The organism is Mycobacterium sp. ITM-2016-00317, from assembly GCF_002968295.1.
Classification (GTDB): domain Bacteria; phylum Actinomycetota; class Actinomycetes; order Mycobacteriales; family Mycobacteriaceae; genus Mycobacterium.
The window spans coordinates 5,303,700-5,314,867 of record NZ_CP134399.1; the positions used below are offsets into that span (position 1 = coordinate 5,303,700).

10 protein-coding genes and 1 pseudogene are annotated in these 11,168 nt (G+C 70.7%); 4 read left to right on the forward strand and 7 right to left on the reverse strand.

Annotation, left to right across the window (positions count from 1 at the left end; genetic code table 11):
* Nucleotides 1-5: 5 nt before the first annotated feature.
* Nucleotides 6-743: an SIMPL domain-containing protein gene (locus C6A87_RS25390; protein WP_311114774.1), complete on the forward strand. Its 738-nt coding sequence runs from the start codon at nt 6-8 to the stop codon at nt 741-743.
* Here C6A87_RS25390 and C6A87_RS25395 read toward each other — a convergent pair.
* From C6A87_RS25395 to dacB, 5 genes and pseudogenes are all read right to left on the reverse strand, one after another.
* Nucleotides 695-2,974, reverse strand: coding sequence for a molybdopterin-dependent oxidoreductase (locus C6A87_RS25395; protein ID WP_311114775.1), 2,280 nt, complete (start codon nt 2,972-2,974; stop codon nt 695-697). The genes C6A87_RS25390 and C6A87_RS25395 overlap by 49 nt on opposite strands.
* A gap of 16 nt (nt 2,975-2,990) precedes the next feature.
* On the reverse strand, nt 2,991-3,575 hold the full coding sequence (hpt, locus tag C6A87_RS25400) for a hypoxanthine phosphoribosyltransferase (RefSeq protein ID WP_311114776.1): 585 nt from the start codon (nt 3,573-3,575) through the stop codon (nt 2,991-2,993).
* Nucleotides 3,576-3,578: 3 nt separating this feature from the next.
* Nucleotides 3,579-4,552 (reverse strand): annotated as a pseudogene (gene tilS / locus C6A87_RS25405) (tRNA lysidine(34) synthetase TilS).
* Nucleotides 4,531-5,604, reverse strand: a complete 1,074-nt coding sequence (locus C6A87_RS25410) for a zinc-dependent metalloprotease (protein ID WP_396836938.1) — start codon at nt 5,602-5,604, stop codon at nt 4,531-4,533. Before C6A87_RS25410 ends, tilS begins: the two are co-directional and overlap by 22 nt.
* On the reverse strand, nt 5,592-6,974 hold the full coding sequence (dacB, locus tag C6A87_RS25415) for a D-alanyl-D-alanine carboxypeptidase/D-alanyl-D-alanine-endopeptidase (RefSeq protein ID WP_311114778.1): 1,383 nt from the start codon (nt 6,972-6,974) through the stop codon (nt 5,592-5,594). Before dacB ends, C6A87_RS25410 begins: the two co-directional genes overlap by 13 nt.
* Before the next feature lie 120 nt (nt 6,975-7,094).
* Between dacB and C6A87_RS25420 the strand changes: the two genes are divergently transcribed.
* From C6A87_RS25420 to C6A87_RS25430, 3 genes are all read left to right on the forward strand, one after another.
* Nucleotides 7,095-7,580: an inorganic diphosphatase gene (locus C6A87_RS25420; protein WP_311114779.1), complete on the forward strand. Its 486-nt coding sequence runs from the start codon at nt 7,095-7,097 to the stop codon at nt 7,578-7,580.
* Nucleotides 7,581-7,741: 161 nt separating this feature from the next.
* Nucleotides 7,742-8,263, forward strand: coding sequence for a 2-oxo-4-hydroxy-4-carboxy-5-ureidoimidazoline decarboxylase (locus tag C6A87_RS25425; protein WP_311114780.1), 522 nt, complete (start codon nt 7,742-7,744; stop codon nt 8,261-8,263).
* 54 nt (nt 8,264-8,317) lie between these two features.
* On the forward strand, nt 8,318-9,487 hold the full coding sequence (locus C6A87_RS25430; RefSeq protein ID WP_311114781.1) for a serine hydrolase domain-containing protein: 1,170 nt from the start codon (nt 8,318-8,320) through the stop codon (nt 9,485-9,487).
* Here C6A87_RS25430 and C6A87_RS25435 read toward each other — a convergent pair.
* Nucleotides 9,469-9,837 carry a hypothetical protein gene (locus C6A87_RS25435; RefSeq protein ID WP_311114782.1) on the reverse strand — a complete coding sequence of 123 codons (369 nt, stop codon included), beginning with the start codon at nt 9,835-9,837 and terminating at the stop codon, nt 9,469-9,471. The two genes, C6A87_RS25430 and C6A87_RS25435, sit on opposite strands and share 19 nt — an antisense overlap.
* A gap of 101 nt (nt 9,838-9,938) precedes the next feature.
* Nucleotides 9,939-10,985 carry a TerC family protein gene (locus tag C6A87_RS25440; RefSeq protein ID WP_311114783.1) on the reverse strand — a complete coding sequence of 349 codons (1,047 nt, stop codon included), beginning with the start codon at nt 10,983-10,985 and terminating at the stop codon, nt 9,939-9,941.
* Nucleotides 10,986-11,168 lie beyond the last annotated feature (183 nt).

The window sequence follows — 11,168 nt, forward strand, 5'->3', positions numbered from 1 at the left end:
CAGGCATGCCTATCCCAGCACGCGCCAACGCAATCCGGAACACGCTCGCCGCCGTCGCCGTAGCGGGGGTGACCGCCGCAGGACTGACGGCGTGCGACGCGCAGAGCTCGCCGACGCTGCAGCCGGGCGCCGACAGCCGTCAGGTGACCGTGGTCGGCGAGGGCCAGGTGCAGGGCACGCCCGACACACTGACCGTCAACGCGTCGACGGAGTTCCTCGGGCCCGACGCCACCGCGGCGATGAACCAGACCAACGAACTCCAGCAGACCGTCATCGACGGCCTCGCCGGGCTCGGCATCGAGCGAAAGGACGTGGCCACCACGGCTGCGGATCTGCAGCCGCAGTACGGCAGCAACACCACCGCGATCGCGGCGTACCGGGCGACCAACTCGATCACCGTCACCGTCCGCGATCTCAACCTCGCCTCGGACGCGATCAACCTGATCGTCGACACCGGCGGCAACGCGGCCCGGATCAACTCGATCAGCTACTCGATCGAGGACGACTCAGAACTGGTGCGCGACGCCCGGGCGCGCGCGTTCGAGGACGCCAAGGACCGCGCCGCCCAGTACGCCGAGTTGTCGGGCCTGAACCTCGGCAAGGTCATCTCGATCTCCGAATCGTCCTCGCCGACCCCGCCGATCCCGCTGCAGGCGCCGCGCGCGATGGAGGCCTCGGTGCCGCTGGAGCCAGGTCAGCAGACGGTCGGGTTCTCGGTGACGGTGATCTGGGAGCTGACCTGACCTGACCCGGCCGCAGTTCCCGGCCCGACCAGCACCGGGATGCCGTTGAGCACCGCGGTGCCCGACAGCGGGTCCAGCGTCGAGCCGTCGTTGAGCTGGTTGGCGTTGACTCCGGGATGCTCGGCGGCCAGATGCTGACGGGTGCCGTCGCGGTCGTGACCCCAGCCGTGCGGCAGCGACAGCACGCCACGCCGGATCCCGTCGGTGACCTCGACGGGCACCACCACCTCACTGCCGGGCCCCTTCACCACGGCGGTGTCGGTCACGCCGAGCTCGGCCGCGTCGTCGGGGTGGATCCGCAGTGTGCAGCGGTTGGTGCCGCCGGCCAGCGCGGGCAGGTTGTGCATCCAGCTGTTGTTGGAGCGCAGGTGCCTGCGGCCGATCAGCACGTACCCGTCACCCGACCGGCTCATCGCGGCGCGCAGCCGCCCGACGTCGACCACCAGCTCCGGCGGGGCGAGCTCGACCTTGCCCGACGGGGTGCGCAGCACCTCGGTCAGCCGCGGCTGCAGCGGGCCCAGGTCGATGCCGTGCGGGGACTCTCGGAGCCGTTGCAGCGTCAGGCCGCCCGGCCGGGCCCCGAACGCGTCGCCGTACGCGCCGAGACGCAGCATCATGTCCAGGCGACGCTCGTAGCCGCGGCCGCCGGTCAGCATCGCGGTGAGCTCGTCGACCTGGCGGCCGGCGACCGGCGACCCGGCGTCGGCGGTCTCCTTGGCCAGCGTCGCGGCGATCACCTGTTCGTCGACCAGCGCCGGGTCGGCGTCGGGGCCGAGACCGTAGAGCCCGAGCGCGATCCGGGACAGGATCTCGGCCTCGTCCGGCCTGCCGTCGAGCGGCAGCACCGGCGGTGAGTAGCGGGCGTTGTTGCGCACGGCCAGGCCGTTGAGCGCGAAGTCGAAGTGCGGGCTGCGCGACGGCGGCGGGGGCGGCAGGATCACGTCGGCGTGCCGAGTGGTCTCGTTGAGGTACGGGTCGACGCTCACCATGAAGCCGACACCGGCCAGCGCACGGTCCAGCCGGTCGCCGTCCGGGGCCGACAGCACCGGGTTGCCCGCGATGGTGATCATCGCCCGGATCTGCCCGTCGCCGGGTGTCTCGATCTCCTCGGCCAGCGCGGCGGTCGGCATCTCCGAGAGCACCTCCGGGTGGCCCGAGACCCGGCTGTGCCAGCGGCCGGTGCGAAATCCGCGGCCCGGCCGGTGCCCGCGCGGGGCGGCCGCCACCGGCGACAGTGGGAACATCACGCCACCGGGCCGGTCCAGGTTGCCGGTCAGCGTGTTGACGACGTCGACCAGCCAGCTGCCCAGCGTGCCGAACTCGACCGTGGAGGTGCCGATCCGGCCGTACACCGCGGCACTGGCTGCGGCGGCGAGCTCGCGGGCCAGGGTCCGGATGTCGCCGGCGTCCACGCCGCAGTACCCGGCCACCACCTCCGGCGCGAAATCCGAAGCGAGCGTGCGGACTTCGTCAACGCCGACGGCGTGGTCGGCGACCGCGCCCAAATCGACGAGGTCCTCGTCGAACAACACGTGCGCGACCGCCAGCAGCAGCGCCGAGTCGGTGCCGGGCCGCGGCGCGAGGTGCCGGTCGGCCGACTCGGCGGTGCGGGTGCGGGCCGGGTCGATGACCACCAGCCGGCCACCCCGCTTGCGCAGCGCGCGCAGCTTGCCGGGGAAGTCGGCGGCGGTGGCCAGGCTGCCGTTGGACACCAGCGGGTTGGCGCCGATGACCACCAGATAGTCGGTGCGGTCCAGGTCGGGCACGGTGAACGCGACCGGGCTGCCGAACATCAGCCCGAGCGAGACGTGCTTGGGCATCTGGTCCAGCGTGCTCGCCGAGCAGACCTGCCTGGTGCCCAGTGCGCGGATGATCAGCGGCGGATACAACGCGCCTGCGACGGTGTGGGCGTTTGGATTGCCCAGGTACACGCCGACGGAGGCCCCGCCGTGCTCACGCACCGCGGCGCCCAGTCCGTCGGCGACCGCGGCGAACGCGTCCTCCCACGTCGCCTCGGTGAGCACGCCGTCGCGACGGATCAGCGGCGCACTCAACCGGTCGGGGTCGTTGTCGAGTTCAGCGAAGCTCGCGCCCTTGGGGCAGATGAACCCGGCGGAGAACACGTCGTCGCGGTCCCCGCGGGCGGCGCCCACCCGACCGTCCTCGATGGTCAGCGTGAGTCCGCAGGTGGCCTCACAGAACGGGCAGATGCGCAGCGCGGTGTCGGCCATGCCCTGCATTCTGCGCTCAGGAGTCGGTGTACACCTTCGGATCGAGGGTGCCGATGTAGGGCAGGTCGCGGTAGCGCTCGGCGTAGTCGAGGCCGTACCCGACGACGAACTCGTTCGGGATGTCGAAGCCGATGTACTGGATGTCGACGTCCGCGCGGACCGCGTCGGGCTTGCGCAGCAACGTGCACACCCGCAGCGAGCGGGGCCCGCGGGTCGCGAGATTGCGCAGCAGCCACGACAGGGTGAGCCCGGAGTCCACGATGTCCTCGACGATCAGCACGTCGCGGTCGTTGATGTCGCGGTCGAGGTCCTTGAGGATGCGCACCACTCCTGACGACGACGTCGACGAGCCGTAGGAGCTGACGGCCATGAACTCCAGTTGCGTGGGCACCGGGATGGCCCGGGCCAGATCGGTGACGAACATGACCGCGCCTTTGAGCACGGTGATCAGCAGCAGGTCCTGCCCGGACGTCGCGTCGCGGTAGTCCTCGGCGATCTGCGCGGCCATCTCGGCCGTCTTGGATCTGATCTGTTCCTCCGACAGCAACACCGATTTGATGTCCCCCGGATACAGGTCCGCAGTCGGCGCAGGCACTCCCACAGCCTAGCGGTGCCGTTCGGCCACCGGCTCGCGGTACAGGGTCAGCATTCCGTCACGGCGTCCGGCGAACAGCCGTACACGTGACCGGTCGCCGGGCACCGCGACGCCGCCCTGGCCGCGCCAGTCGGTGACCAGCGCGTCGACCGCGCGGATCTGCCGATCGGTCAGCTCGCATGCCCCGCCCGACAGCAGCCAGTTCCGGATCACCCGCCGCCGCACCGCGGTGGGCAGCGGCGCAAGGGCGGCCACCGCGAGGCCGGCCTCCCCGGCGGCGCGACGGCCTGCGCGGCGATGCCGTCGAGCGTGTCGGTGTCCTCGCGCAGCGCGATGGCGGTGCGGGCCAGCGCCTCGGCCACGCCGCCGCCGAGCACCTCCTCGAGCAGGGGCAGCACCTCTGCGCGCAACCGGACCCGGGTGTAGCGCGGGTCCGCGTTGTGCGGGTCCTGCCATGGATTGAGGCCCAGCTCGGCGCACGCGCGGTGGGTGACCGTGCGCCGGATCCCCAGCAGCGGCCAGGCCCAGGGCGGATCGTAGGGCCGCATGCCCGCGAGCGAACGGGCCCCGGAGCCGCGACCGAGCCCGAGCAGCACGGTCTCGGCCTGGTCGTCGAGCGTGTGCGCCAGCAGCACCGGCGCACCGCGCCGCGCCTGTCCGAGGGCACGGTAGCGGGCTGCGCGGGCGGCCGCCTCCGGACCGCCGTCGGTGCCGACATCCACCGGAATGACCTGCGCCTCAACGCATCCCAGGCTCAGCGCGTGGACGCGGGCGGCGTCTGCGACGCCCGCGGAGTCCGGCTGCAGCCCGTGGTCGACGATCAACGCGGTGGTCGGCCGCAGCGCCGCCGCGACCGCCGTCAGCGCCAGTGAATCGGGACCGCCGGACAGCGCGACACACCACGGCCCGGACACGTCGGGGTGGGTACGGACGAAGCCGGCCAGCGCAGCGCGCAGCTCGGCTACAGCACCCTTTCGATCCATCGCTGCGGCTCGTCGATCTCGGCAGGCAGTGGCAGCGTCTCGGCATCGGTCCAGACGGTGTTGAAGCGCGCCATGCCGACCCGGTCCACCACCTCGTCGACGAACGCCTTGCCCCGGGTGTACTGGCTGAGCTTCGCGTCCACACCCAGCAGTGCGCGCATCAGGCGTTGCAGCGGCGGCTGTTTGCGCTGCCTGCGCTCGTCGAACCGGCGCCTGATCGTGGCCACCGACGGCACCACGGCGGGTCCGACGGCGTCCATCACGTGTTCGGCGTGGCCTTCGAGCAGAGTGCCGAGCACCAGCAGGCGGTCCAGCGCCGCACGCTGCGGCTCCGACTGCACGGCACGCACAAGCCCGAGGATGCCCGCCGAATTCGATTCTGGCTCACCCGCTTTGGCACCCGAGCGGCGATCGCGGACGTACTCGGCGACCCGGCCCACGATCTGGCCCAGGTCCTCCCCGTCCTCGTCGGTCAGCACGGCGAGCGCATCCGACATGTGCCCGGCCAGCCACGGGTTGGCCCGGAACTGCACCCGGTGGGTGACCTCGTGCAGGCACACCCACATCCGGAAGTCCTTGGGCGACACCCGGAGTTGCCGCTCGACGGCGATCACGTTCGGATACACCAGCAGCAGCTCGCCACCGCCGGGGGCGAACGGGTCGTACTGGCCGAGGATGCCCGAGGACACGAAGGCCAGCACTGCACCGGTCTGCGCGCCGGCGATCCGGCCGGTCAGCGCGCCCGGTTTGCCGCCGCCGTCACCGCCGGTCATCACCCGCATCGACTGCGCCGCGGCGCGAATCCACTCGGGGCGGTTGACCACCCGCGCCTCGGGGATCTCCCCGCCCTCGATGAGCCCGGTGGTCTCCCGCACCGGCAGCTCGGCGTCGCGGGCGGACTCGGCGAGCTGCGCGACGGCCTGCCTGCGGGTGTAGTCGGTGGCCGGCGGTTCGGGCCGGGCCAGTTTCCCGCCCAGCGACGCGGCCAGATCCCAGTCCACCGCGCGGCCGACGGTGAGACCGGACTTCGGCGACGAGCTCACGACCGGCACCCGCAGGTGCGCAGCGTGGCCGCGAACGCGTCGAGCGCCGTCCGCCCGGTCGGGCCGGCGTCGTTGGACAGCAGCGCGAAGGTGAGCACCCGCCCACTCTCGCCGGTGACGATCCCGGCCAGCGAGTTGGTGCCCGTCAGCGACCCCGTCTTGGCCCGCAGATACCCCGCCGCGGCGCGGCCGTCCTCGGTGTCGAGATAGCGGTTGGACAGGGTGCCGGAGCCGCCCGCGATGGGCAGCAGGTCCACCGCGGGCCGCAGCGCCGGCTCGGAGTCGCCGGCCGCGGCCTGCACCACCTCGTCGAGGGTCTCGGCTGTCAGTCGGTTGTCCACCGACAGGCCGCTGGAGTCCAGCAGGCGCGCGCCCGAGGTGTCGATGCCGGCCTCGCGCAGCGCGGCCAGCACCGCCCGCGCGGCGCCGGCGAAGCTCTGTGGCTCCCCGGTGGCGGCGGCGACCTCGCGACCGATCGACTCGGCCATCACGTTGTCGGAGAAGTTCATCATGTCGCGCAGCCGCTGCATCAGCGGCGGGGACTGCACCGACGCGATCTCGGTGCCCTTGGTTTCCGGAGCCGCCGACGACGTCACCGTCACCTTGGCCGGATCCAGCCGCAGCGCGACCGCCAGCGCGCGGCCCGCGTCCAGCGCCGGGGTCTTGGACCGGCGGGACTCGACGCTCACCGGCTGCGTGCGGCCGCCGTCGAGCATGATCGACTCGATCGGCGCGATGTCGCCGCCGTCGATGTCCCGCGGGTCCCAGCCGGGCGCCATCGTCGGCCCGCTGTACGCACCGACGTCGACCTGCACGGTCTTCACGTCGACGCCGCTGCGCCGGACCTGGTCGGCCAGGTCGACGATCCGTGCGGCGTCGCGGTACCAGGTGTCGACGTTGCGCTGCGCGGCCGACAGCGTCTGGTCACCGCCACCGACGAGCACCACCACCCCCGGCTTCGTGGACAGCACGCGCGTCGTCAGCCTGGCGTCGCGGTCGAGGGTGAGCAGCGCCGCGGCGGCGGTCAGCAATTTGTTCGTGGAGGCGGGCTGCATCGGGACACCCGCGCCCTGCGTCCACAGCTGCTCGCCGGTCAGCGCGTCGGTGATGCGGCCGGTGAACCTGCCCAGATCCGGGTTGGCCAGCACCGCGCGCAGCGCCCGGGTCAGGCCCTGCGGGGTGGGTTTGTCCGCGGACTCCGAGACGGGCTGGACCTGCGGCGACGCGGTCGCCGGGGCGGGGGCGGGACCGACCGCGATCTGGTCGGAGGTCTGCCGGGTGGCCACCAGCGCGGCCGCGGCGACCAGCACCACCACCAGCGCCAGAACCGACACCCCCACCACGATGTACGTGGATCGCCGCCACCGAGTGGGCCGCATATTTCTCCTGATCTCGATCGCCTAGCCGAGCCACCCCTGTAGAGCAGGGTATCCCTCGTTTAGTGTTGACCCGCGTCGTCAGCCGACGCCCCAGGTCCCCCGCACAGTAGGAGTCACGGCGTGCAGTTCGATGTCCTCATCGAGATCCAGAAGGGTTCCCGCAACAAGTACGAGGTGGACCACGACAGCGGCAAGGTGAAGCTGGACCGGTATCTGTTCACCTCGTTCGGCTACCCGACGGACTACGGCTACATCGAGGACACCCTCGGCGAGGACGGCGATCCGCTGGACGCGCTGGTGCTGCTGCCCGAGTCGGTGTTCCCCGGCTGCATCGTCGAGGCACGTCCGGTCGGCATGTTCCGGATGGAAGACGAGAAGGGCGGCGACGACAAGGTGCTGTGCGTGCTGGCCGACCCGCGCTGGGACCATATCCAGGACATCGGCGACGTGTCCGAGTTCGAACTGGACGCGATCAAGCACTTCTTCGTGCACTACAAGGACCTGGAGCCGGGCAAGTTCGTCAAGGCCGCCGACTGGGTGGGCCGCGAAGAGGCCGAGGCCGAGGTGAACCGCTCGATCGAGCGCTTCAAGGCCGAGGGTCACTAGGAATTCCGGGGACCTCCCCCGCCCACTCGCGAGCAGACACGAACTCGCACGCTCCGGCCCGCTTTCGTGCGATTTTGTGTCTGCTCGCGCCGGTGCGACGAATTTGCACGGTCGTAACACGGCGTAACGCCTGTGTGGCTTGACGGTCCCATCATTGCGGTGTGTTGCTGCATCAGGGGATGGGGCTGGACGCGTTCAACGCCCTGCCGATGCGCCGCGCCGTCCACGCGGTCTTCGAATGCTGCTTCAGCGTGCCACTGGCCGCAGATCTGGCCCGTGCCCGCCCGTTCGACACCCACGACCGGCTGTTCCGCTTCGCCGACACGCTGCTGTTCGGGTTGAGCGAGGAGTCGATCGACTCGATCCTGCAGGCCTATCCGGACGTGGGCAGACGCCCGGGCAGCGAGAAGTCGCAGGCCGAACAGTGCGCGATCTCCGACAAACGTCCTGAGGTGATGGCCGAACTGGCGGCCGCGTCGAAGGCCTACCTGGACCATTTCGGGTTCGGCTTCGTGATGTTCGTCAACGGCGCCGGCGCCGACCTGGTGCTCGCGACGATGCGCAACCGCATGCACCACGACCGCGAGACCGAGCGCAAGGTGGTCCGCAACGAGCTGGCCCGGATCAACCGCACCCGGCTGGAGCGCATGCTGGGCCCCGAGGGTGGCTACGACAACTGGTGAGATAGCAGGCGCGCTCCTCCCGCCGCAGGGACGACACGGCCTAATGTCGGTCCCATGACCGACGTGGCAGGCCACTGGGAGCCCCGCTTCGACGCGCTGGCCGGCGCCCTGGCCGACGAGGTCGCCGCCGGCGCCGAACTCGGCGCGTCGATCGCGGTCGACGTCGACGGCGAGCTGGTGGCCGACATCTGGGCCGGCCACGCTGATCGCGCTAAAACCGTTGCCTGGCAACAGGATACGATCGTCAACTTCTGGTCCTGCACCAAGACGTTGACCGCGCTGGCGGCGCTGATGCTCGTCGACCGCGCCGAACTGGACCCGTTCGCGCCGGTGGCCCGCTACTGGCCGGAGTTCGGCGCCAACGGCAAGGCAGGCATCGAGGTGCGCCACCTGCTGTCGCACACGTCCGGGGTGTCGGGCTGGCAGACCCCGTTCGGCGTGCAGGACATCTACGACTGGCCCACGGCGACCGCGCATCTGGCCGCGCAGGCGCCGTGGTGGCCGCCGGGATCCGCGTCGGGCTACCACGCGATGAACTACGGGCACCTGATCGGCGAGCTGGTCCGCCGCATCACCGGCACGTCACTCAAACAGTTCGTCGCCGAACAGATCGCGACTCCGCTGCAGGCCGACGTCCAGATCGGGGCGCGGCCCGACGACCATCCCCGCATCGCGGAGTTGGTGGCTCCCCCACCGCGCGAGAGCGGCCTGGAGCGGTTGCCGCCGGACCACCCGGCGGTGCTGACGTTCGCGGCGTTCCCGCCCGGCGCCTACGGCGTGGCCCACGCCGAAACCGACGCGTGGCGCAGTGCAGACATCGGCGGCGCCAACGGTCACGGCAACGCCCGCGGCCTGGTCCGCGCGCTGTCACCGATCTCGTTGGGCGGCAGCGCCGGCGGGGTGCGGCTGCTCGGTCCGCGCACCATCGAGCTGATCTTCACCGAGCAGTCCCGCGGCACCGACAAGGTGCTGTTCGTCCCGCTGCGTTTCGGCATCGGGTTCGGGCTGCCCAGCCCCGACAGCGTCCCCGCCGTACCCGCGGGCAGGGCCGGCAAGGTGTGCTGGTGGGGTGGCTGGGGCGGCTCGCTGGTGGTGATGGACCTCGAGCGGCGCGCGACGTTCGCCTACGTGATGAACAAGATGGGCGGCGGCACCACCGGCAATGCCCGCACGCTGCGCTACGCGAGGTTGATCGACGCGGCGCTTCAGGACGCGCGCGGCTGATCGCGTGCGGCCAGCCGGCCGAGCACGTCGCGGCCCACCGTGCCGACGTCCTGCCGCGGTGACGCCGGGATCAGCGTGACGCCGTCGGCGACGCCGGCCGACGCGATGTCGGAGATCAGGCCTGCCAGACCGTCGACCGTGCCGACGTAGTGCACCGTGGCCTCGTCCGCGGGATCGAGGCCCTGCTGCTGCGCCGACCGGAAGTCTCCGGCGACGGCGATCGTGACGTCCAGGATCACCGCGACGTCGTCGGAACCGGCGCGGATGCGGGCCCGGACCCGCCTGGCCTGCTGCAGATCCTTGGCCGCGACGCGGACGATCTGCTGGTCGCCGTCGGTCAGCTCGCTCACGCCACCGTCTTCTGCCACGAAAAGCCGCACCCGGTCACGCTATCCAGCGCGGCCGGGTGCGGCCCAGGTTTGTGCTCAGCGCGAGTGCAACAATCGCACGCTCAGCGGCTCGGATCCGGGTGCGGATCGACCGTCGTCTCGTCGTCGGCGCTCGGGGAATCCCCGTTTGACGTGCCGTTATTGCGGACGTCGTGCACGCGGGTCTTGTACAGGCTGGCCGCGGTGGTCAGCAGCAGCGTGACGATGATCACCCCGAGCGAGAGCAGCGTCGGGATCTCCGGCACCGGCACGTGCTCGCCGCCGTTGATGAACGGCAGCTCGTTCTCGTGCAGTGCGTGCAGCAGCAGCTTCACGCCGATGAAGCCCAGGATGATCGCCAGGCCCTGCGACAGGTACACCAGCCGCTTGAGCAGATCGCCGAGCAGGAAGTACAGCTGCCGCAGACCCATCAGCGCGAACACGTTGGCGGTGAACACCAGGTAGGGCTCGCGGGTCAGACCGTAGATCGCCGGGATCGAGTCCAGCGCGAACAGCAGGTCGGTCGTGCCGAGGGCGATGATGACCAGGAACATCGGGGTCATCAGCCGCTGGCCGTTGTCCTTGATCCAGAGCTTCAGCCCGTCCCACTCGTCGGTGAACTTCATCCGCTTCTGCGCGAAGCGCACCACCGCGTTGTCGCCGTCGTCGTCGTGGTCGCTGTCCTTGACCAGCTTGACCGCGGTGTAGAGCAGGAACGCGCCGAAGATGTAGAACACCCAGGAGAACTGCTCGATCGCGACCGCGCCGAGCGCGATGAAGATGCCACGGAAGATCAAGGCCAGGATGATGCCGACGAGCAGCGCCTGCTGCTGGTAGATCCTCGGCACCTTGAAGCTGGCCATGATGATCAAGAAGATGAACAGGTTGTCCACCGACAGGCTGTACTCGGTGAGCCAGCCGGCGAAGAACTCGATGCCGAACTGGCTGCCGTGGAAGAACCACGTCCACAGCCCGAACGCGACCGCCAGGCTCACGTAGAGGGTCAGGTACCCGGCGGTCTCACGCCGGGTCGGCTCGTGCGGGCGACGCCCGATCACGATCACGTCGAAAAGCAGGATCGCGATCGTCACGGTGAGCGTGATGCCCCACTCGAGACCACTTACGTTCATCAAACCTCCGGTCGTCGTCACACGCCGGAGGTCTCTTCCACCACCGCGAAGTGCGGTGGCCCACAGCACCGGTCGTCCGAGGTCGGACGGCGTGATGACGACACCGTGGCGAAGGAATACTCCCCTCCAAGCGGCTCATTGTGCCAGCCGGTTGTCCGACACGCGAAACGAGCTGCCCGACGG